Source organism: Salinivibrio sp. VYel1 (assembly GCF_009377945.1).
Classification (GTDB): domain Bacteria; phylum Pseudomonadota; class Gammaproteobacteria; order Enterobacterales; family Vibrionaceae; genus Salinivibrio; species Salinivibrio siamensis.
In genome coordinates, this window is record NZ_RSAM01000008.1 from 110,301 (window position 1) to 133,182 (window position 22,882).

Sequence of the window (22,882 nt, forward strand, 5' to 3'; positions counted from 1 at the left end):
TAACTATCCTTTAAGCGAAGTTAACCACAGCGGTGGGGGCTTGCGTGGGGTCGGCATCGCTTACCGCGCGCCCCTCGCCAAACCATGTCAGCTGACCGGCGAGTGCCGCCACTTCGCCCACCACAATAAGCGCGGGCGACGCAGCTTGTTCCGCCAGCGACGGTAAGTTGTTGAGTTGACCGGTAAAGACTTTCTGCTCCGGACGCGTGCCGTTTTCAATCACCGCCACAGGGGTGTCCGGCGATCGGCCGTGAGCCATCAGTTGGCTTTGAATATGGGCCGACTTCATCAATCCCATATAAATCACCAAGGTCTGACGCGGGCGCGCTAACGTCGCCCACTCCAAGGTGTCTTGTTCTTTTTTCAAATGACCGGTAATAAACAGTGCGGTCTGGGCATGATCGCGATGGGTGAGCGGAATACCGGCATAGGCCGTCGCCCCAGCAGCAGCGGTGATCCCGGGTACCACTTGAAAAGAGACACCGGCGTTGGCTAGGGTTTGTAATTCCTCACCACCGCGGCCAAACATGAAAGGATCGCCCCCTTTTAAGCGCACCACCCGTTTTCCGGCTTGAGCATGCTCGACCAACAGGCGATTGATGTCGTCTTGGCTCACACTGTGGTAGCTCGCCCGTTTGCCCACACAAATCAGCTCCGCATCTCGACGGCACAGCTCCATAATCGGTTCAGCCACCAAGTAGTCGTATAGCACCACATCGGCTTGCTGCATCAACTGCAACGCGCGCAAGGTCAATAACCCAGGATCCCCCGGCCCGGCACCAATCAACGCCACTTCGCCTTGGGTGGTGATTTGTCCACTAAGCTGCTCCAGCGCTTGCTCGGCTTGCTGGTGTTTGCCTGCCGCGACTAAATCGGCAAACCGCCCACTAAAAGCAGCCTCCCAGAATTTGCGCCGGCCCGTTAAGGTCGGAATACGCGCTTTCAGTTTGTCGCGAAACGCACCCGCCATTGCCGCCATCTTGCCAATATGTTGCGGCACTAGGGTTTCAATTTTTTCACGTAACATCCGCGCCAATACCGGCGCTTTGCCACCCGATGAGATGGCAATAATGATGGGAGAGCGATCAACCAAAGAAGGGACAATAAAGCTGCACTTAGGGGTATCATCAACGACATTGACCAAGATATTGCGGCTGTCAGCAGCGGTGGAGACCAGCTCATTGACGAGGGCATTGTCAGTCGCCGCAATCGCCAGCATCTTTCCGTCCAGATGATCGGGACGAAACGCCTCACGCAAAACGGTCAGCTTTCCTTGCGCTTGCGCCTCCGCAATTTCACGGTCGACGTCAGGGGCAACCACAGTAACGGCCGCGCCCACCTTGAGCAACATGCGCGTTTTGCGCCATGCGACTTCGCCGCCCCCTACCACGAGGCAAGGACGGTTTTTGAGCTGAGCAAAGAGGGGAAGATAATCCATGATCGCGCATTCCCTTGATGACAATACCGCCACTATATCGCCCCACATCTATTACCTGAAATTCTATAAATTCATTTTTTATTCTTTTTTGTAATTAAAAGACCTGAAGTGCCTTTGCCTGAAAGGATTAACGATGACTGAGATCGCAAAGCGTGCAAGATATCGGTATTGAGCGACAGCCGAAGATAATAAGCCGATCAATCGCACAGCTTTCTAGGTATGAGAAACGGCATAATTCATCTGCCTGATAACTAACGCACACTTTTCACTGGAGACTTTGTTATGCGTTTGATGCCTTCTGCGGTCGCTACAGCGGTAGTTGCCGGTCTGCTTGCTGCCTCTGGCAGTGCCTTTGCCGACACCGTTAACCTACGTGTGATTGAAACCACCGACATTCACACCAACGTGATGGACTACGACTACTACAAAAACAAGCCCTCGCAAAAAATCGGCTTGGTCCGCGCCGCCACTGTGGTTAAGCAAGCGCGTGATGAAGCACAAAACGCACTATTGGTGGATAACGGTGACCTGATTCAAGGCAGCCCGATGGGCGACTACATGGCCAGCAAAGGCATTAAACCCGGTGAAGTACATCCGGTATATAAAGCGATGAACTTGCTCAATTATGAAGTGGGTAACATCGGTAACCATGAATTCAACTACGGTCTAGCATTCTTAAAAGAGTCGATTAACGACGCCAACTTCCCGTATATCAACGCCAACGTGTTCGATGCAGAGACTGGCGAGCATTACTTTGACCCGTATTTGATTAAAGAATACCAACTCAAAGATGAAGACGGTGACAGCCATACCATCAAAGTCGGCTACATCGGCTTTGTGCCACCGCAGATCATGACTTGGGATAAAGCCAACCTTGAAGGCAAAGTGATCGCCAAAGACATTAAACAAACCGCTGAAAAGCTCGTCCCAGAGATGAAAGCCAAGGGTGCAGACGTGGTGGTGGCAATCCCACACTCTGGGATCTCCCAAGCGCCGTATAAAGCGATGGCTGAAGATTCCGTGTATTACCTCACCGATGTCGACGGCATTGATGCCATTGCCTTTGGTCACTCACACGCGGTGTTCCCCGGCGAGGACTTTGCCAATATTCCCGGCGCGGATATCGAAAAAGGCACCATCAATGGCGTGGCCAGTGTGATGGCTGGCCGCTGGGGCAGCCACGTCGGGGTGATTGATCTCGCCCTCGAGCAAGTGGACGGTCAATGGCAAGTCACTGATAGCAACGCGCATGCGCGACCCATTTTTGACCGCGCCAACAATAAGGCATTGGTTGAAGCCGATAAGGCGATACTTGATGCGGTAGAAGCCGATCATAAAGCCACACAAGATTTTGTGAATCAACCAATCGGCAAAGCCAATGATGTGATGTACTCTTATTTGGCATTGCTACAAGATGACCCAACCGTACAAATCGTCAATCTCGCTCAACAAGATTATGTCGATCGCATGATCCAAGGCGACCCAGATTTGGCCGACCTTCCGGTTGTCTCTGCCGCTGCGCCCTTTAAGGCCGGTGGACGCAAAAACGATCCGAGCAACTTTACCGAAGTGGAAGCCGGTCAACTGACCTTCCGCAACGCCGCCGATCTTTACCTATATCCGAATACCTTGGTGGCGCTGAAAGTCTCTGGCGCCGAACTCACCCAATGGCTGGAGTGCAGCGCCGGCCAGTTTAATCAAATCGATCCAAACGCAGCGCAGCCGCAATCGCTGATCAACTGGGACGGTTTCCGCACCTATAACTTTGACGTGATTGATGGGGTGGAATACCAAATTGATGTCACCCAGCCCGCGCGTTACGACGGCGGTTGTAATGAAGTGAACCCAGAGGCATCACGGATCGTCAACCTCACCTATCAAGGCAAGCCGGTTGATCCCGAGCAAACCTTCTTGGTGGCGACCAATAACTACCGTGCGTATGGCGCGAAGTTCCCGGGCACCGGCAGCGATCATATTGCCTTTGCCGCGCCGGATGAAAACCGCACCGTGGTCGCCAACTACATCAGTCGCGTGAGTGAAGAGGAAGGTGAGGTGACCGTTAGCGCTGACAATAACTGGTCGATTGCCCCGATTAAGGGCGATGCCGTGGTGAGCTTTGAAACCTCCCCGAGTGAGCAAGCGGCGCAGTTTATTGAGCAAAAAGGCCGCTGGTCGATGACGCGAGAAGGAAAAGATGAGGTCGGCTTTGCCGTTTATCATGTTGATTTAGGCCAACCTCGCCAGTAATTAACACAGAAAGATAAATAGCCTTTGAATACCGCAGCCTGTCTGCGGTATTTTTTATGTTCAATCAAGAGGAAATGACATGGAATGGCAACAGGCAACCTTTGACGCGCTGGATACGCGCACTTTATTCACACTGATGAAATTGCGTGTCGATGTGTTTGTGGTTGAGCAAGCCTGCGCCTATCCAGAGCTGGACACGCACGATACGGCCCCAGACACCGTGCATTTAATGGGCTGGCTGAACGGAGAGCTCGCCGCCTATGCCCGTATTCTCGCCCCCGGGGCAAGTTACCCAGGGAGCAGTATTGGTCGCGTGATCATTGCACCCACTCATCGCAATGGGCAATGGGGCCATCAGCTGATCCGCCAAGCCATTCAAGTATGCCAACAGCAATGGCCCGCGCAAAACATCGAAATAGGCGCTCAAGCACACCTACAGCGCTTTTACCAAAAGCACGATTTTGTCGCGTTTTCCGACGTTTACTTAGAAGACGGTATCCCACATATCGATATGCGCTTATCAGTCAGTGAGACGTCTGCCGTTTAAGCAAAAAAATCCCGCTCAAAGAGCGGGATTCATTGTCATGAAGCGTGCGCGATCGTTTCGCGATTATTTTGTCAGGCGGAAACGCTGCATAGTGCTTTGCAGTGATTGCGCCAATTGGCTCAATTCGCTACAGGCTTGCGCAGTTTGATCGGCGCCACCTGCCACTTCTTGTGCTGAATCATTGATGCGCTCGATATTGCGACTGAGCTCATCCGCCACTGAGTCTTGCTCACCACAGGCACTAGCGATCTGCATGCCCATATCAGCAATGTTCTCAACCGAGGTTTCAATCCCACGCACCAATTGCTGCGCCTGATCGCCCTGCTCCACACATTGCTCAATGCTTTCACAGCTTTGGGTGGTGGCGTTGCGCGCTTGGGTTGCAAACTGCTGCAGTTTCTCAATGATAGTGGTGATTTCACCGGTCGAATCTTGCGTCCGGCCCGCGAGGGTACGCACTTCATCGGCAACCACCGCAAAGCCACGGCCCGACTCTCCGGCACGTGCCGCTTCAATAGCTGCGTTCAAGGCCAACAAGTTGGTTTGCTCAGCGATATCACGAATCACATCCACCACCATGTTGATTTGTTTCGACTGCTGATCCAATTCATTCACAGTATCGCCGGTTTGACGCATGTCCTCGGCGACTTTGCGAATCGAGGCCACCATACCATCAATGTCTTGTGCGCCCATGCGCGACTGTTCACTCGCTTCATTGGCCGCGGTGGATGAGCTCTCGGTGTTCTGCGCCACATCCGCCACGGTGGCTTTCATTTGCGCCATCGCGGTCGCGACTTGTGATACTTCATGCTGCTGATTTTGCATACCGCTGGAGGTTTGGCTAGAAACCGCACTCACTTCTTCGACCGCACTGCTCAATTGAGTGACCGCGGCAATCACTTCTTCAATCAAGCTACGCAAGCTATCTTGCATGGCGATACTGGAGTCGGCCAATTTACCCATTTCATCATTACCAATCTGGCTACGATCCAACTGGTAAGTCAGGTCGCCCTTGGCAATCGCAGACGACTGCTCCATCACCAAGCGTAGCGGATTGATAATCGCGCGGGTGAAGATAATCGCGACCACAATCATAAAGGCAATCACCGCAAACAATACCCCGATAATGGTCATGCTCACCGTCGACACTTGATTCAGCATGGAGGTGCGGTTTGAGGTAATAAACCCTTGGGTCAGCTCAGACATTTCTTTAAGCGATTTATCCAACTGGCCAAAGGTGCCGAACGAGTTCGACAGGATTTTTTGCGCCGCGGTCAGTTGTCCCGCTTCGACCCTGTCAGGAAAGGCACTGAGCTCTTGATTGTATTGGTCCCAGTGATTTTGAATACGAGTAAAAATAGCACGCTCGTTGTCGTACCAAAGGCTTTCTTCATAGGCATCAAGCGCGCGGCTATAATCGCGCTTCATGACATCGATTTCACCCAAGATTTCACGTCGTTCTGCCGGATCACTAAAGGTGAGAACCGCATACTGATCTTGACGAATACGTATTATCTCTTCATTGAGTCGCTCGATCTCAAGCACTGCGGGGAGGGTATCGTCCGTAAAGTTCAGCATATTATCGCGCATGCCGCTGACTTGGGTATAGATATAAAACCCAAAGATCACCACAGCGATACCAATCAGGGAAAAAGCCGCCGTAAACTTTTTACCAATAGATAGATTTTTCAACATGGAAAAGCGAGTCCTCAACAAATTAGTGATTAGCGTGTTAATGCCTAGACATCCATGTTGAGGCGGGCTTGCGTGTCTGTCCTACACAGCGGCACGAATACTAGCACAAAAAATAACCAAAGTGTGATGAAAGACTCATTATTTTTGCAAAAAGTCTGTCATACGATGATGGCTGATTGTGTAAGCATTCTTGCCCTGAACAGCAACTTATCCCTTTTCCGCCCCAATGGTGTAGCGTATTCGGCTCTATTGACCGATTTATAAAAAGTAGATCAAAAATCGTCCGGCAGCGACTTTAATCACACATCGAGTAGAAAAAAGACAGAACAAGGCTGAGATAAAGAGAGGTTGACTACCGAAAGCACCCCGTTACTGTGCTTTCGGTTGGATTCTTGACATCAAAAGACTAACGCTGGCGAGCAAACCCGCCATCAGACAAACGGAAATAGAGTACCGATTGCCCTTTCTCGGTTTCGATTTGCAGAATATCTAACGCACCACTCTGTGTACGTTTAAAGCGGATCCACTGCCCTGGCTGGATGCGACTAATCGGCTTTCCCTCACCTTCAATATTAGCAATCGCATACAGATCGGTTAACGCTAGATCGTAGCGACGAAAGACTTTGGCCAGCGTGTCACCGGGCTCAATTTGATGGCTCACCCAAGGGCTATTTTCTTTTTTTTCAGCTTGTTGAGTCGCAGGCTCAGCGGTTGACGCCGCGACTGACGAATCACTTTGCGACGCTGACGATACATTCGCCCCTGTATTCAGGGCGACGGGTTGACGAGTTTGGGGCGAGGGGGCTTTGGGCGAGGGACTAGGAAGCACAGCCAACACCAATACAGTCGGGATAAGCACCATCAATAGGCGTCGGTGTAAAGCCGGTAGGCGTTGCCAACCCTGCTTTAGCCCCGTCAAACCATGTAGGCTTTTTACGCTAGGACGGTTTTCCCATCCCGCTGTGAGTTTCTCTCGCCATCCAGCACGCAGTTTGTTCCAGTATGAACGCATTGCTGTTAACTTCATTGCCACTCCGCGCATGTTTTGTTGTTTTGTCCTCATCTTGGACGCCTTATTGGCACAAAAGTTTACCCACGAAACCATCACCTGTTATCCTTTCACACTTTATTGACGCAAAAAAGAGAGACGTTATGTCTGACGTACAACTGGAAACTGTCGAGCAGAAGGCGAGCTATGGCATCGGCCTACAAATGGGCCAACAGCTTGCCGGTAGCGGCCTAGAAGGCTTACATGTTGATGCCATTGCAAAAGGCATCAGCACCGCGCTGGCTGGCGAAATGCCAGAGATTGAAATTGACGACATCAATAACGCATTGCGTGAGCTTCACACAAAAGCGGAAGAAGTTCGTCAAGAGGCTGCAAAAGCACAAGCAGCAGAAGGCGATGCCTTCTTGGCAGACAATGCCAAGCGCGAAGGCGTCACCGTGACAGATTCAGGTTTGCAGTACGAAGTACTGGTACAAGGTGACGGTGAAATTCCAACCAGCGATAAGCAGGTGCGTGTTCACTACCATGGTCAATTGATTGACGGCAGTGTATTTGATAGCTCAGTCACACGTGGTGAGCCGGTTGAATTCCCGGTGACTGGCGTGATTAAAGGTTGGATTGAAGCCCTGCAAATGATGCCAGTTGGCTCTAAGTGGAAGTTGTATGTGCCACAAGATCTCGCCTATGGCGAGCGTGGTGCGGGCGCAGCCATTCCTCCGTTTGCTGCCCTTGTCTTTGAAGTTGAGCTACTCGACATCCTGTAATCGCTGATTGAATACAAGCGCCAAGTCAGGAATGAAAAAAGCGATGCCTCGGCATCGCTTTTTGTCTTTTAGTCCGGCGTTATTGCACGTATTCACGTGGGTTCACTGCGCCCCACCAGCTATAGATTTCTGGGAAAATCACATCCGCATTGGTCTCATACTCTACCGCACCAATGGTTTTATCCCCTTGCTGACCGAATAGCACCACCTCATCGTTGGGGGCCACTTGATCGGCAATATCAGTAATATCAACCATAATAGTGTTCATTGACGCAACGCCGACAACAGGCACGCGATGCCCCTGAATGAGCACATCGGCATCATTACCCATTTTACGGGGGAAACCATCCGAATAGCCGACCGGTAAATTGGCCAGAATAGAATCACGCTCCAAGGTATAAGTGCTGTCATAACCAACCGTGCTGCCCGCGGGTAAATGATGCACAGAGGCCACCTTGGTCTTAAAGCTCATGATGGGCGGAAACTCCCGGTTGGTTGGCTGATCGCCATACAGCGCCCCACCAGGGCGAACCATATCAAAATGACCCTCTGGCACGTTTAAAGTGACAAACGAGTTCGCGGCATGCAGCAAGACATCTTCACGCTTCAAGTCTGCCTGTTCAATCAACCACTCACTGTTGGTTTTAAATTGTCCTAACTTGCTGCGCACATAATCGGCTTCGTAGTTAGGAAAGTGCGTCATGATACCGACCACGTTAAAACGCGGGTCAGTGGCAATATCCAACGCGACTTGCTTACCCGACTCCTCGTTCATCTCGATGCCATTGCGGCCCATTCCACCGGCATTAAACGCCATATGGACTGGAATGGTAATATCATGTTTCTCGGCAAGCTGACGCATTTGTTCGGCTTGCTCTGCCGACCCAATCAGCTCTTGCATATTCAATGCTAATGCGCTCTCCATTTCCTGTAAGGTCGCGGTGCGCACACGCATGATCTCGCCGGTAAAACCGCCTTCACGCAAGGTCCGCGCTTCTTCATTGCTAGCAATGCCAACACAATCAATGCCACTGGCAATCACAGTAGGTAAAAGACCAGCAATACCATTGCCATAGGCATCGGCTTTCATGACCACACAAATCTTGGTGCCTTCGCTGACTTTCTGCTGCACACGTTGAATATTGTCGCCAAAGGTGGAGGTGCTCACTTCTAGCCAGCCGTTGCCATGCCCCATATAACGATTGCCGGTATCAGGCGTCGACGGCGTAGGCGAGGAGTAATCCATGACGGCGGGTGCCCCAAGGGCAACGACACCGGCGACGGCAAGCGCCACTAAAGAGAATTTTTTGTTCATAAGCTTCACTGTTGGTCACATAAATGGAGCATCCGTGACGTGTTAAATAAAAGCTGACCGCTTTTATTTATGCCTCCTGGCAATGCGCGCTGTTTATATCACAGAACACTTCACGGCTGACGAGTCACTCAATAAAAAAGATAGACAAGTTCCGCGTGTTTGAACAAAAAAACGCCACCCTAGGGTGACGTTTGAGAGAAGCGTTGTCGCAGACAAGACTCAACACGCTATATGCCAGCGCCATCATTCAAGTCATCTTCGTGCAATCCACATTCGCGTTTTAGGCCAAAAAAGCGTGTTTGTTCATCTCGCATACCTGGCTCCAAGCGCTGGGTGGTATGCACATCCCCTACCGACACATAGCCTTGGTCTCGCAAGGGATGATACGGCAAATCATGCTCGCGCAAGTAGTCGTCCACCGCTTGGTTTGACCAATCAATCACGGGCAAGAACTTAAATACTCCATGCTGGACACTGAGTATCGGCAGATTGGCGCGAGAGTCTGATTGACCCCGGCGCAATCCCGACAACCAGGTGCCGGCGTTTAGCTCTCGCAACGCGCGCTTCATCGGCTCGACTTTGTTGATGTGATTGTATTGGGTGATCCCCTCCACCCCTTGCTCCCACAGTTGGCCATAACGCGCTTCCTGCCAAGCGGGGCTAAGTGCGGCGCGATACACCCGTAAGTCCAAATCCAACCTTGTGGTTAAGGTATCGATAAACCGATAGGTCTCTGCAAACAAGTAACCCGTGTCGGTTAAAATCACTGGAATATCCGACTTCACCTGGCTGACCAAATGCAGCATCAATGCCGCTTGCACCCCAAAGCTCGACGAGAGGACAAACTGCCCTTCAAGGTGCTCTAACGCCCAGGCGACACGCTCAGATGCCGAGAGTGCCTCCAAGGTGGCATTCACCTCCGCCAATGCCAAGGCTTGCTGACTTTTATTCATCGCGGCAATGTCAGCTAAGGCTAACGTCGCGTTAGGTTGAACGGTTTCAGGCATAAAAATCCCTCTTAGATACATGCACGGGGGCAATCACCTCGCGGCGGATCAAGAAATCACCAAAGTGCTCATCCGCTTCGCGCTCTGTCGCCCAGCGACCAATCAACTGATCCAATTCTTCAAGGATCTGACGATCGGTGATGTTCTCTTTGTACATCTTAGGGATCCGGGTACCTTCCCAATTCCCACCTAAATGCAAGTTATAACGACCCGGCGCTTTACCCACCAAACCCACTTCTGCCAACATGGCGCGGCCACAGCCGTTCGGGCAACCGGTTACACGCAGTACAATCGGATCATCTTGCACCTGATGTTTTTGCTGAATTTTCTCCACTTCCGTGACAAAGTCCGGCAAGAAGCGTTCGGCTTCAGCCATCGCCAGTGGACACGTTGGGAAGGAGACACACGCCATCGAGTTGGTGCGCTGCACACTGTGTTCGTCATCAATTAAACGGTAACGGCGCGCTAACGCCTCAATCTCGTCTTTTTGCGCTTCCGGGATCCCCGCGATGATCAGGTTTTGATTCGCGGTCATGCGGAAATCGCCCTGATGAACTTTAGCTATCTCCGCCATGCCGGTTTTGAGTGGTTTTTCTGGTGTATCTCGCAAACGACCATTTTCGATAAACAGGGCGAGGTGGTATTTACCGTCAATGCCTTTGGTCCAGCCTAAGCGATCGCCGCGTCCGGTAAAGGTATACGGGCGGCTTGGCGCAAAACTCACGCCGGCGCGCTTTTCCACCTCCGCTTTGAACACATCCGCACCAACGCGATCAAGTGTGTACTTGGTTTTCGCATTTTTACGGTTTGAGCGGTTTCCCCAATCACGTTGTGTGGTGACCACGGCTTCCGCGATCTTCAGTGTATGCTCAAGCGGAATAAAGCCAAAGTCATCCGCGCGACGCGGGTAGGTGTTGGTATCACCATGGGTCATCGCCAGCCCACCACCAACGAGGACGTTAAAGCCGACAAGCTGTCCGTTCTCAGCAATGGCGACAAAGTTGAGATCGTTGGCGTGCACATCCACGTCGTTTTGTGGCGGGATCACCACCGTGGTTTTGAACTTACGTGGCAGATAACGCTCACCCAAAATCGGCTCTTTGTCTTGGCTGCCTTCGACTTTTTCACCGTCGAGCCAAATCTCTGCGTAAGCGCGGGTTTTAGGCAGCAAGTGCTCGCTGATCCGCTTTGCCCAATCATAAGCTTGCTGATGGAGCTCTGACTCCACCGGGTTGGACGTACACAATACGTTGCGGTTCACATCCCCAGCGGTGGCAATCGAGTCAATGCCATATTCATTCAAGGTCTGGTGCATGAGCTTGATGTTAGGCTTAAGGACACCATGAAATTGAAAGGTTTGTCGGGTGGTCAGGCGAATACTGCCATAGAGCGAGCTTTCACGGGCAAACTTATCAATCGCCAGCCATTGCTGGGGCGTAATGATCCCGCCCGGCATCCGCGCACGCAACATCACATTGTGCAAAGGCTCCAGTTTTTGTTTTTGTCGCTCGGCACGGATATCGCGATCATCTTGCTGATACATACCATGGAAGCGGATCAGCTGGAAATTATCATCCGTGAATCCGCCAGTGATCGGATCATCCAAGTCTTGATCAATGGTGCCACGCAAGTAATCACTTTGCTCTTTCAAACGCTCGTTATCAGCTAGTGGGCCCAGTGTATCGCCCGCAAATTTCTGCTCACTCATTAGTACACATCCCTTTGATAGCGCTTATCTTTGCGCAATTCATTAATAAAGGTTTCCGCTTGCTCACGGCTTTGTTGACCCTGTGTCTGGGCAATCTCGATTAAGGCTTCATGGACATCTTTCGCCATTTGGTTGGCATCACCACACACATAGATGTAAGCGCCATTTGATAGCCATTGCCACACTGTCTCAGCACGCGCGAGCAACCGGTGCTGGACATACACTTTCTCAGCCTGATCGCGGCTAAAGGCCACATCCATCCGCGTCAGCAGGCCAGATTTAAGGTATTGCTGCCATTCAACCTGATAGAGGAAATCGTCAGTAAAGGTGCGATCGCCAAAGAACAACCAGTTATCACCCTTTGCCTCTCGTTGCTCTCGCTCTTGCAAGAAGGCGCGGAACGGCGCGATACCGGTACCGGGACCAATCATAATGATGGGAGTGTCATCACTGGTTGGCAGTTTGAAGTTATCGTTGTGCTCAACAAACACCTTAACCGTCTCGGCCGCTTCAGCGCGGTGGGCGAGAAAGCTCGAGGCGCCGCCTTGGCGTGATTCTCCGCTCTCATGCTGATAAGCCACCAGCCCAACGGTGAGGTGTACTTCATCTTCCACTTCTGCTTGGCTAGAGGCGATCGAGTACAAACGCGGCGTGAGCCGACGCAATATCGATTGAAATTGCTCGACATTCAGGTTGACGTCCGCCAGTGCCAGCACATCAATCAGCTGAGTGCGATTCGCGAACTCGCGCAAGGCGGCTTTGTCTTCGGTCAATGCGGTGAGTGTGTCGCTTTCCGATAACGCTGCCAGCGCACTGATCTGCTGTGGGTTAGAGGCGGTGATCTCATAGTGGGCAATTAGCGCGTCTCGCAACGAGAGGCTGTCACCGTCGATATCGACGGTTTCATCGCCACGCAGACCCACCTTGGCGACGATGCTGTCCACCAGTTCGGGATCATTTTGATACCACACCCCCAAAGCATCGCCTGGCTGATATTCAATGCCGGATTCATCCAGATCCAGCTCAACATGATAAACCGCTTTATCTGAGCCTCGTCCGGTAATGCGCTGGCAGGTGAGTAGCTCAGCGGTATAAGGCGACTGTTTGGTGTATTTTGCTTGCGCGGTGGCTTGATGAAGCGGCACTACCTGCGCATCACCACTGGCCTTAAATTGTTGCTTCACCTCGGCTAAGGTTTGCTCTCGCCAAGCACTGGCCGTGGCTTCATAATCCACATCGCAATCAAGGCGGGCAACCATCGGCTTGGCGCCAAGCTTTTGCAAAAAGGCATCAAAGTCTTTCCCCGTCTGGCAGAAGTACTCATAACTCGAGTCTCCCAAGCTCAAGACGGCATAATGAAGATGATCCAGTTTGGGAGCTTTTTTCGATTGCAAAAATTCATGTAACTCAATGGCGTTATCGGGCGGCTCGCCTTCACCATTGGTGGAAGCAACAATCACAAGATGGGTTTCTTTGCCCAGTTGCTTGCCTTTGTAGCTATCTGCTGCAACCAATTTGGCCGGGATCCCAGCCGCTTCCGCTTCCTGATGCAGCGCCTCCGCCACGCCTTTAGCATTGCCGGTTTGTGACGCATACAAAATGGTTAGTGTATGGTTGGGAGCAGAACTGGCTTGTGGCATAGCATTGGGTGCCGCCGCTTCACCAGCAGGTGTTTGGCTTAACCCCCAAAAATAACCACTGATCCAGGCCAGTTGCTGCGGTGACAACTCCGCCACGGCTTGTTGCAACTGGCCTATCTGCTGATCATTGAGCGGGCTGGTTAACCCGGAGAGATCCTTGAGTAACATGGTGACGACATTCCTTGCTAACATTGCGTGAATGCTAGCGTACCCTCACCAATTAATAACAATAAAGAATAGATGTGAATGTTTTATAACTTTTTGTAAGGTAGGTGCGCAGCGGCGTGTCATTGAGCGGGAACATAATGTTAGTCAGCAATACGAACTTGCTGAAAACCAATCTCAAGCGCATTCAACGTCGCTTGGTCAATATCGGTAAAGCATTGTTCAATCCCTTCAGCATTGGTAAGCGCCATTAAACCACCACCGGTGTGGCGACACTCAACAACCCACCCCTCGCTATCTAACGAAGGCTCAACAACCGCCTCAATCAAAAGCTGCTGACGGTATAAAGCACGTAGCTGTTCGGCTGTCATGATGCTTTGCCCACTGAATTGGATCACTTATTGAGTTTAGTCTCAGATAAGCAAAGCTGCCATGCAGGAGGCTTGATGAGCCGAGGCGATGTTGTCACCGCCTCCGCATTGAGGTGGTCTCTATTAAAAGAAACCCAATGGATCAATGTCGTAGCTAACGAGTAAGTTCTTCGTTTGTTGATAGTGACCCAGCATCATTTTGTGTGTCTCTCGCCCGATCCCTGACTTTTTGTAGCCGCCAAAGGCGGCATGCGCCGGATAAAGGTGATAGCAGTTTGTCCAGACCCGCCCTGCTTCAATCGCACGTCCGACACGATAGGCGCGGTTCATATCACGGGTCCAAAGCCCTGCACCCAACCCGTACTCGGTGTGGTTAGCAATCTCTAAAGCTTCCGCCTCATCTTTAAAGGTGGTCACCCCAATCACCGGCCCAAAGATCTCTTCTTGGAAAACCCGCATATTATTATTGCCCTCCAGTAGGGTCGGCTGCACATAATAGCCGCCGCCCAAATCCTGATGGCTACCGCCAATTAATACCTTCGCCCCCTCTTCTTGCCCGACCTTCAAATAGCTCATGATCTTATCAAACTGTTCGTCTGATGCTTGCGCCCCGACCTGGGTCTCGGTGTCGAGCGGGTTACCCTGTTTTATCGTGCCTGCGCGCTCAATCACGCGTGCGATAAAGTCGTCATAGATACTTTCCTGGATCAGCGCGCGCGACGGACAGGTGCACACTTCGCCTTGGTTGAAAAAGCCAAGCAACAGGCCTTCTACCGCTTTATTGATATATGCTTCTTCTTGCTGCATCACATCTTCAAAATAGATGTTGGGGGATTTACCGCCCAGCTCAACGGTTGAAGGAATGAGGTTTTCTGCCGCGCAACGTAGAATGTGATGACCCACTGGCGTAGAGCCTGTGAACGCCAGTTTGGCAATCCGAGACGACGTCGCAAGCGCTTGGCCCGCCTCTGCGCCATAACCATTGACCACGTTAACCACACCAGCAGGCAGCAGATCGCCAATCAACTCCATCAATAGCAAGATGGTCGTCGGGGTTTGCTCCGCCGGCTTGAGTACCACGCAGTTGCCCGCCGCCAAGGCCGGCGCAAGCTTCCATGACGCCATCAGTAAGGGGAAGTTCCACGGAATGATCTGCCCCACAACACCTAAAGGCTCGTAAATATGATACGCCACCGTGCCTGCATCCAGCTCCGCCGCGGTGCCCTCTTGAGCGCGAATACAACCGGCAAAGTAACGGAAATGATCGGCGCAGAGAGGAATATCCGCCGCCAAGGTTTCACGTACCGCTTTACCGTTTTCCCAGGTTTCCGCCACGGCGAGCATTTCGAGGTTCGCTTCAATCCGATCCGCTATTTTTAACAAAATATTGGCCCGATCAGTGACAGAGGTTTTCCCCCATGCGTCTTTCGCGCGATGCGCCGCATCCAATGCCAGATCCACATCGTCGCTACTTGAGCGCGGCACTTCAGCAAGGGTTTCGCCAGTGCACGGTGACGTATTGGCAAAATACTGCCCTTTCACCGGCGGCACCCATTCACCACCGATAAAGTTTTGATAACGCGACTTAAAGCTAACCACTGACCCATCTGTTCCTGGTTTTGCGTAGATCATACTCTTTCCTTATTCCGTGTTTGAGTAGATGGCGGAGCACGTACTGCTCTCTCCTTGCCGTTATTGCTCAAAAAGCGTGGCAGAGTTTTTATTGGCTGGGTATTAGGCGAAAGTCGCAGTGAGACATGGGCAACAGAAGCGAATAGGCGGAATCTTCAGGTATAAAAAAACCGCGCATGTGCGCGGCTTTTTACTCGTTGCCTTGACGCTCAACCGATTAAAAGTCGAGCTCTGCACCGACAAAGAAGCCAGTCACATCAAGCTCTCCGTCATTATTGTCAAAGTAGTCGAAGTCATGGTCGATCATGCGATAACCGCCTCGCACGTTCAAATCAGCGGCCACTAAACCTAACTGATATTGCAAGCCCGCTTCGGCATCCAAGGTGCTGGTGCCATCAAACTCGCCTTTGCTCACGGTGGCAAATACAAATAAAGGCGTGCCGACTAGACCTACACGTGCATCGGCATAAATGTTCGGTTGCCACTCGTCAAAGCTTTGCCCTTGAAACTTACCGGATTGGAAACGCTGCATATTAATGCCCGCATCGACCGACACGAGATCGTTATCGAGAAACTCGTAATAGGCAACAAAGTCAATTTGATCAAAATCAACATCAGGGTTATCCACGCTCACCGAGGTTTGGCGGATTTTCGCATTGGGGATCAATGGTAACGGATGCTCAATCGCCGCGTAATAAGAGCCAGCAGTGCTCGCATCATCGGCTTCTACATTATTGACGTCAGCATCCATAAACCAGGCATCCGCCCCTACTTTACCGCCTGCCAAGGTATCTGCCTGAGCGGGCATGGCCAAAAACGCAGTGAGCGCTGCGGCGGCAAGCGTCATTGAAGTGGTTTTCATGAAACTCTCCACATTGTCGATTAAAAAAGGTCGTCACGCGGAGGCGGCAAAGCCATGCCTTGTCGCCGATTGCTTAGAATAATAGCAAGCTTTGTGCCGAGGTGAAGAGAAAAACCCGCAACGGCGTGTGTTTGCTGTGTCGACGCGCAAATTTTGTGCGCTTAACGGCGACGGAATCGTGTCCAGCGCTTTTCGTTGATAATCACTTCAGGCTCACCTTTGCGGCTGCGACGCTGGCGTTTAACAAGCCACACAACCAAGGCGATCACCAAAAGCCATGGTAGTAGCTTAAGCAGCGTACCTATCATCCCGGCCAGCATCATCACGGCAAAGCCGGCCAGCATGGCCAGCACCATGCCCATGATGCTTACGCCTGTCATAAACAATACAACAGCAAAGCCAATCAGAAAGAGTATTTCGATCATTGCGATCTCCTTGTCTTGATAGCGAGACAGACTTTGCAGGTTTCAGGCCAATTTGTCACTCTATATTTTATCATTAATTCAATAGATTACAGCGTTGCCTTCAGGTCTTCATGAAGGTGCGGTTATATTTTAACCAATAATTGGTGCTTTTCACCGGTTCAGGCATCAAGCCATTGCTCAGGGATATGGCTCATTGCGGTGGTCAGTACCTCAACACCCGCGCCCGGCTTGTGCGCATTCTCGCTGATATAGCGGCGCCATTGCCGCGCGCCTGGCATATTTTGGAACAGACCTAACATATGGCGGCTAATATGGTTGAGTTGCGCCCCTTGAGTGAGCTGCTGTTCAATGTATGGGAACATCGCCTCGACTGCTTGGCGACGTGTAATGCGAGGGGTTGTCTTGCCAAATAAACGCTGATCGACCTCGGCCAACATAAACGGGCTCTGATAAGCTTGGCGGCCGACCATCACGCCATCAAGATGCGCTAGGTGCTGTTCCGCTTCCTCAAGGCTTTTCACCCCGCCATTGATGGCAAGTGTGAGGTGCGGAAAATCTTTTTTAAGCTGATAAACACGCGGGTAATCCAGCGGCGGGATCTCCCGATTTTCTTTGGGACTCAGCCCTTTTAGCCACGCCTTACGTGCATGCACGGTAAACATATCACAACCACTCTTTTCACTGACGGTACCCACAAAGTCAGTCAAAAATTCGTAGCTGTCTTGCTCATCAATACCAATGCGGGTTTTCACCGTAATAGGCACATCGGTCACTTCGCGCATGGCAGCCACACACTGCGCCACCAGCTCAGGCTCAGCCATTAAGCACGCCCCAAAACGCCCGTTTTGCACCCGGTCCGACGGGCAACCAACGTTGAGGTTAATTTCATCATAACCACGCTCAGCCGCCAGTTTGGCGCATGTTGCCAAGTCCGCCGGATCCGATCCCCCCAGCTGCAACGCCACCGGATGCTCCTGTTCGTTGTAGGCAAGGTAATCGGCCTTACCATGAATGATCGCGCCTGTGGTGACCATCTCAGTAAACAGCAAAGTGTGTTCTGATAGTAAGCGATGAAAATACCGGCAGTGGCGATCGGTCCAATCCAACATGGGCGCAACAGAGAAACGCTGCATCACCGTTTTTGGCGTCACATCAGGGCTGGCGGCGGTTTTGCTGGGGGTAGTCATGGTCTCGAATCTCTGCAATTACGTTGAACGACGGTCATTTTCGACAGGCGGACGCGGATTATACACATTGCACCGGTAAGATTTAAGCAGAACAGGTGAACGTGAAGGGTTTGAAATAGAAACGGATGAGAATACGAACGCGGCTGTAATGACCTAAAGTGGATGGCGACCCTTGTCTCCTAGCGCTGTTGCGAAATCCGAAAGTATTTCTCTGCCACTAAGTAGCTGATCACCGCCTCTTTTTGTCGGTCGCGAAATTGATTTACCCATTGATGGGCGTTGTTAATAATGGCCTCCGCTTCATGAGGGTGAGTAAGGTAGTAGTCCATCACCTCCTCGAGATTAGAAAAGTCCGCGTTGACCTCAGCATAGTGAACCCCGGGAATTAATCGTCCCTCCATAAACCAGGTTTCATACTCCATTGGTGGTGACACGCAAAGCGAGTTAGATGACATGATCCATTTTAAATTGGTCGCGACATCTTTCCCTTCCACACTCAGAATAAACTTATGCTGTAGCTGCGCTTGCGGTGTCAGCGGGGCTTTTCGATAGGCTTGGTCAGTATCATTCGCGGGGCGTGTATCCCCGACATCAATAGTTGGATGCGTGTAAAAGCGCTGAAGAAGCTGGCGGCGCTTATCATTGAAGCATCGTCCTCGCCATACCATACTGTCCCGCTTTTGCACAAAAGGCACAGGATCATCAATAAATTGAAAATGACGAATAGCATTGAGTTTCAGCAGGACAGCGTTTTGGTTATCACCATGAATCGGGCGACTTTTCACGAACGCAGGGCATGTAGGTACATTGATGACATCCCCACCTATATAGTGCAAAAATAACCCATCTGGAAAACGGCGCATAACTCGTAACATATCGAGAAAATAGGCAGAGCCGCAATCTCGTTTCAGGTTACCGGTTGCGTGTTTAATCAGCGAAGGAGCAAAAGAAAATGGTTGGACCATGCGGTTATAATACGCGACACGATAATCGATATCATTCTGATGTTGGCGATAAAGCTCATCGAAGTCTCTGTCTACTAACTTACGATATAAAAACTTAGGGATAGCGTTTATCGCAATGTTATAACTATAGTATTGAAACTTCTTCACGTTTGATAACTTACCATAAATACCACTTACAGGTTGCCAAATCACAACGACCTTGGCAAGCGAGAGAGCCGAACGAGGTGCTCTCTCGCGACAAGACTTATTCGATGGTGAATTTGCCTTTCATCACAGTCCAGTGGCCTGGGAATGAGCAGAAATAGGTTAAGTCTTTGCCTTGCAAACCTTCGGTTGAGAAGGTGATGGTGGTGCTTTCGCCGCCGCCAATCAGCTTAGTGTGTGCCAATATGCGATCGTCGCCTTGTGGCAGATAGTCGTTATCTGCGCCGGCACCGGCGCCTTTCATGGCGATATCTTGCAGGTTAGACGTTTCCGACAGCACCCAGTTGTGGCCCATAGAGGTCACAGGCATTGAGCCTTGATGCTCCAGCGTTAGCGTAACTTCGCTGCAGCTTGCTGGTACGGACAACGATGACTGGTCGTAGGCCATTTTATCGCCGGTGGTGACAGTTAACTCACACTCATTGGCAGCCGCTTGCGTTGAAACAGACGCGAACGCCATGGCGGCGAGGGCTAACAGTTTTTTCATCGGTACATACTCCTATTATGGATGTAAAGGTATGTTTTTAATGCCTGTGGCACGCTGTCATCATACTGACATGACAGCACAAAACAGTTAGCCGATTCAAAAATCGACTGATTGGTTTTTATTTTTACTTCTATCATTACTGTAGGGTAACTGATCGCGATCAAGTGATATTGGACTACCTATTTACACTTGTGGCAAAGCGCATAGGATGACGATAGGTGGGGTGCGATGTTATACAGCTATGGTAAGATAACTGACTGACTGTTAGCACTTTGAGGCGCTATGACCAACACCACTGGGTTACTGCACCGCGCACAGCAGCTTTGCGAGCAACGCGGCGTGCGATTAACGCCGCAGCGGACGCGCGTTTACGAGATTATCGCCAACTATTCACGTGCGATCAGCGCCTATGAGCTGCTAGACGAGCTGCGTGAAACAGAGCCACAAGCCAAACCACCAACGGTTTATCGTGCGCTAGACTTTCTGTTAGCGCAGGGGTTTGTGCATAAGGTGGAGTCAACCAATAGCTATATCGCTTGTTGTCATCTTGGCCACCAGGGGCACTGCTCCCAACTGCTCATCTGTGATCAATGCGGCACCGTGGAAGAGTGTCACACTGAGGAGCTTTCTGAGGCGTTGCGTGAAAAGGCGCAAACAATGGGGTTTGAGGTCCAACATCACGTGATTGAAACCCATGGTACCTGCGCACAATGCCTAGCTCACTAATACTGAATTGATTAGGACGGACATTCTTTATGGAAGCACAATTCGTCAACCCGTTTCTTACTTCACTGATCAATGTGCTACAGACGATGGCACAGCTGGAAATCCAGCCAGAGAAGCCTCACTTGAAAAAGTCAGAGATCGCCAAAGGGGACGTTTCTGGGTTAATTGGCATGGTCGGCCCACAGACTAAGGGCTCCTTTTCCGTCACCTTTGATGAAGATATGGCGCTTGAAATCATGCAGCGTATGCTTGGAGAGCGGTCAGAGTCGATTGATGAAGAAGTGACGGATATGGTCGGTGAGATCACCAATATGGTGACAGGTGGCGCGAAGCGTATTTTGTCAGAAAAGGGCTTCGAGTTTGAGATGGCCACCCCTGTGGTCGTATCCGGCAAAGGCCATACCATCAATCACAAAAGCGATGGGCCTGTGATCATCATGCCATTTAAGTCCCCGCACGGCACTGCCTTTATTGAGATCTGCTTCGATCACTAAACGGACATACGTCGCAAGCGATCATGCGCTGTGCCAAAGGCGACAGCTCACTAGGTGGCCTCCAATGGTTGGACCCCAAAAATATAAAAACGCCGCGATAACCATCGCGGCGTTTGACTTTCTCAATCACGGTTACGCTCAGTTTAGGCTTGGCGCCACTGTTTAAACGCGTTGATCAGGCCATTGGTTGAGCTATCGTGGCTTTCGACCTGCTGCGCATCACCGAGCTCAGGCAGAATGTTACTCGCCAGCTGTTTACCGAGCTCAACGCCCCACTGATCAAAGCTGAAGATATTCCAAATCACTCCTTGGGTGAAAATCTTGTGCTCATACATGGCAATCAGCGCGCCGAGTGTATAAGGGGTAATTTTCTCCACCAAAATCGAGTTGGTTGGACGGTTGCCTTCAAACACTTTAAATGGCGCAATCGCAGCCACGTCTTCGGCTGATTTGCCCGCTTGCGTCAACTCAGCTTCGACTTGCTCACGGCTCTTACCAAAGGCTAGCGCTTCCGTCTGGGCGAAGAAGTTCGCCATCAATTTGGCGTGATGATCGCCAATCGCATTATGACTGTGCACAGGAGCAATGAAGTCGCATGGGATCAACTTGGTGCCTTGGTGGATCAGCTGGTAGAAAGCGTGCTGACCATTCGTGCCTGGCTCGCCCCAGATGATAGGCCCTGTTTGGTAGTCAACCGGGCGACCATTGCGGTCGACATACTTACCGTTTGATTCCATATTGCCTTGCTGGAAGTAAGCCGCAAAACGGTGCATGTATTGGTCATACGGTAAAATAGCTTCTGATTCCGCCCCGTGAAAGTTGTTGTACCAAAGACCAATCAGTGCCAACAAAACCGGCATGTTCTGTGCCATCGGCGCGGTTTTGAAGTGATTGTCCATTTGGTGCGCACCATCAAGCAGCGCGACAAAGTTGTCGTAACCTACACCCAAGCAGATAGATAGACCAATCGCCGACCACAGTGAGTAGCGGCCGCCAACCCAATCCCAGAACTCGAACATGTTGGCGGTATCAATACCAAAATTTGCCACGGCATCGGCATTGGTTGATAGCGCGGCAAAATGCTTCGCCACCTGGGTCTCATCCCCTGCTGCATTCATAAACCAGTCACGCGCCGTGTGTGCGTTGGTCATGGTTTCTTGGGTGGTAAAAGTTTTTGACGCCACCAAGAACAAGGTGGTTTCCGGGTTAAGATCTTTTAACGTCTCAGCCATATGGGTGCCATCGACATTAGAGACAAAGTGCAGGTTAAGGTGATTCTTATACGGCGCCAACGCTTCAGTGACCATATAAGGACCCAAGTCTGATCCGCCGATACCAATATTCACCACATCGGTGATCGCTTTACCAGTGTAACCTTTCCATTCGCCACTGATCACGCGCTCGGAAAAAGACTGCATCTGCGTCAGTACCGCATTAACCTTAGGCATCACATCTTCGCCGTCAACCATCACAGGCGTGTTGCTACGATTACGTAGTGCTGTGTGGAGAACCGCGCGATCTTCTGTACGGTTGATTTTCTCACCGCTAAACATTGACTCAATCGCTTCAGCGACCCCGGTTTCGTCGGCGAGTGCCAATAACTTGGTCAGCGTTTCTTCGCTGATCAAGTTTTTGGAATAATCCAACAGAATGCTGTCTTCGAATTGCGTTGAGAAGTGGGCAAATCGCTCTGGGTTATCAGCAAACAGATCAGCCAGTGTGTAGTCCTGCGCTTCTTCAAAATGGGCGGTCAGTGATTGCCACGCCACGGTCTGAGTGGGATTCGTTGTCTTTAGCATCATGTCATCCAAATCGCGTTGTGAGTGCTGCTGTGGGTATCACAGCAGGCAAGGATCCTGTATAACGTCAGCACCACCACGCTGTACGCAGCGGTCATTGGTGTAATATTACATAATCATGGCTCGATTCTCACATCTAATCGCTGTGAGTAGGTTGCGATCAATCATAGAATAGTTGGATCGCCTGTGAGCCAA

At 51.1% G+C, this 22,882-nt stretch carries 20 protein-coding genes; 5 read left to right on the plus strand and 15 right to left on the minus strand.

Annotated elements, in window-relative coordinates; genetic code table 11:
- Positions 1–10: 10 nt before the first annotated feature.
- Entirely contained in the window at positions 11–1,438 is a 1,428-nt protein-coding gene (gene cysG / locus EHW58_RS09355; protein WP_152796093.1) for a siroheme synthase CysG, read from the minus strand.
- A gap of 291 nt (positions 1,439–1,729) precedes the next feature.
- Here cysG and cpdB point away from each other — a divergent pair, with 291 nt between their 5' ends.
- Both cpdB and EHW58_RS09365 read left to right on the plus strand, forming a co-directional pair.
- Positions 1,730–3,685 carry a 2',3'-cyclic-nucleotide 2'-phosphodiesterase gene (gene cpdB, locus EHW58_RS09360; protein WP_370517847.1) on the plus strand — a complete coding sequence of 652 codons (1,956 nt, stop codon included), beginning with the start codon at positions 1,730–1,732 and terminating at the stop codon, positions 3,683–3,685.
- A 79-nt stretch (positions 3,686–3,764) separates the two neighbouring features.
- Positions 3,765–4,232, plus strand: coding sequence for a GNAT family N-acetyltransferase (locus EHW58_RS09365; RefSeq protein ID WP_046074311.1), 468 nt, complete (start codon positions 3,765–3,767; stop codon positions 4,230–4,232).
- 63 nt (positions 4,233–4,295) lie between these two features.
- Here the strand turns inward: EHW58_RS09365 and EHW58_RS09370 are convergent, their stop codons facing one another.
- Both EHW58_RS09370 and EHW58_RS09375 read right to left on the minus strand, forming a co-directional pair.
- On the minus strand, positions 4,296–5,927 hold the full coding sequence (locus EHW58_RS09370; protein WP_077638675.1) for a methyl-accepting chemotaxis protein: 1,632 nt from the start codon (positions 5,925–5,927) through the stop codon (positions 4,296–4,298).
- Between the two features lie 406 nt (positions 5,928–6,333).
- Positions 6,334–6,954 carry a LysM-like peptidoglycan-binding domain-containing protein gene (locus EHW58_RS09375; RefSeq protein WP_158075458.1) on the minus strand — a complete coding sequence of 207 codons (621 nt, stop codon included), beginning with the start codon at positions 6,952–6,954 and terminating at the stop codon, positions 6,334–6,336.
- A gap of 125 nt (positions 6,955–7,079) precedes the next feature.
- Between EHW58_RS09375 and EHW58_RS09380 the strand changes: the two genes are divergently transcribed.
- Positions 7,080–7,700 (plus strand): FKBP-type peptidyl-prolyl cis-trans isomerase, encoded by a 621-nt coding sequence (locus tag EHW58_RS09380; protein ID WP_077606404.1) that lies wholly within the window; start codon positions 7,080–7,082, stop codon positions 7,698–7,700.
- Positions 7,701–7,779: 79 nt separating this feature from the next.
- Here EHW58_RS09380 and alr read toward each other — a convergent pair whose 3' ends face one another.
- The 11 genes from alr to azu all read right to left on the minus strand — a co-directional run bounded on the left by alr (position 7,780) and on the right by azu (position 19,668).
- Positions 7,780–9,015, minus strand: coding sequence for an alanine racemase (gene alr / locus EHW58_RS09385; RefSeq protein ID WP_077578821.1), 1,236 nt, complete (start codon positions 9,013–9,015; stop codon positions 7,780–7,782).
- 227 nt (positions 9,016–9,242) lie between these two features.
- On the minus strand, positions 9,243–10,022 hold the full coding sequence (locus EHW58_RS09390; protein WP_077666599.1) for a phosphoadenylyl-sulfate reductase: 780 nt from the start codon (positions 10,020–10,022) through the stop codon (positions 9,243–9,245).
- Positions 10,015–11,730 carry an assimilatory sulfite reductase (NADPH) hemoprotein subunit gene (cysI, locus tag EHW58_RS09395; RefSeq protein ID WP_152796097.1) on the minus strand — a complete coding sequence of 572 codons (1,716 nt, stop codon included), beginning with the start codon at positions 11,728–11,730 and terminating at the stop codon, positions 10,015–10,017. Before cysI ends, EHW58_RS09390 begins: the two co-directional genes overlap by 8 nt.
- Entirely contained in the window at positions 11,730–13,538 is a 1,809-nt protein-coding gene (locus EHW58_RS09400; RefSeq protein WP_152796099.1) for an assimilatory sulfite reductase (NADPH) flavoprotein subunit, read from the minus strand. Before EHW58_RS09400 ends, cysI begins: the two co-directional genes overlap by 1 nt.
- Positions 13,539–13,678: 140 nt before the next feature.
- Positions 13,679–13,906, minus strand: a complete 228-nt coding sequence (locus tag EHW58_RS09405) for a hypothetical protein (protein WP_046074318.1) — start codon at positions 13,904–13,906, stop codon at positions 13,679–13,681.
- 123 nt (positions 13,907–14,029) lie between these two features.
- Positions 14,030–15,538, minus strand: a complete 1,509-nt coding sequence (locus EHW58_RS09410) for an aldehyde dehydrogenase family protein (protein ID WP_152796101.1) — start codon at positions 15,536–15,538, stop codon at positions 14,030–14,032.
- 217 nt (positions 15,539–15,755) lie between these two features.
- Entirely contained in the window at positions 15,756–16,400 is a 645-nt protein-coding gene (locus EHW58_RS09415) for a TIGR04219 family outer membrane beta-barrel protein (protein WP_046074319.1), read from the minus strand.
- Positions 16,401–16,561: 161 nt separating this feature from the next.
- On the minus strand, positions 16,562–16,825 hold the full coding sequence (gene pspG / locus EHW58_RS09420) for an envelope stress response protein PspG (RefSeq protein WP_152796103.1): 264 nt from the start codon (positions 16,823–16,825) through the stop codon (positions 16,562–16,564).
- Positions 16,826–16,983: 158 nt separating this feature from the next.
- A complete protein-coding gene (gene dusA, locus EHW58_RS09425) occupies positions 16,984–18,012 on the minus strand; it encodes a tRNA dihydrouridine(20/20a) synthase DusA (protein WP_152796105.1) in 1,029 nt (342 codons plus the stop codon).
- A 179-nt stretch (positions 18,013–18,191) separates the two neighbouring features.
- Positions 18,192–19,124, minus strand: a complete 933-nt coding sequence (locus EHW58_RS09430; protein WP_172970027.1) for a glycosyl transferase family 90 — start codon at positions 19,122–19,124, stop codon at positions 18,192–18,194.
- Positions 19,125–19,221: 97 nt separating this feature from the next.
- On the minus strand, positions 19,222–19,668 hold the full coding sequence (gene azu / locus EHW58_RS09435) for an azurin (protein WP_152796107.1): 447 nt from the start codon (positions 19,666–19,668) through the stop codon (positions 19,222–19,224).
- A gap of 282 nt (positions 19,669–19,950) precedes the next feature.
- Between azu and zur the strand changes: the two genes are divergently transcribed.
- Both zur and EHW58_RS09445 read left to right on the plus strand, forming a co-directional pair.
- On the plus strand, positions 19,951–20,394 hold the full coding sequence (gene zur, locus EHW58_RS09440) for a zinc uptake transcriptional repressor Zur (RefSeq protein ID WP_074214093.1): 444 nt from the start codon (positions 19,951–19,953) through the stop codon (positions 20,392–20,394).
- A 29-nt stretch (positions 20,395–20,423) separates the two neighbouring features.
- Positions 20,424–20,888, plus strand: coding sequence for a chemotaxis protein CheX (locus EHW58_RS09445; protein ID WP_046074362.1), 465 nt, complete (start codon positions 20,424–20,426; stop codon positions 20,886–20,888).
- Between the two features lie 143 nt (positions 20,889–21,031).
- Here the strand turns inward: EHW58_RS09445 and pgi are convergent, their stop codons facing one another.
- Positions 21,032–22,687 (minus strand): glucose-6-phosphate isomerase, encoded by a 1,656-nt coding sequence (gene pgi, locus EHW58_RS09450; RefSeq protein WP_046074363.1) that lies wholly within the window; start codon positions 22,685–22,687, stop codon positions 21,032–21,034.
- Between the last annotated feature and the right edge of the window lie 195 nt (positions 22,688–22,882).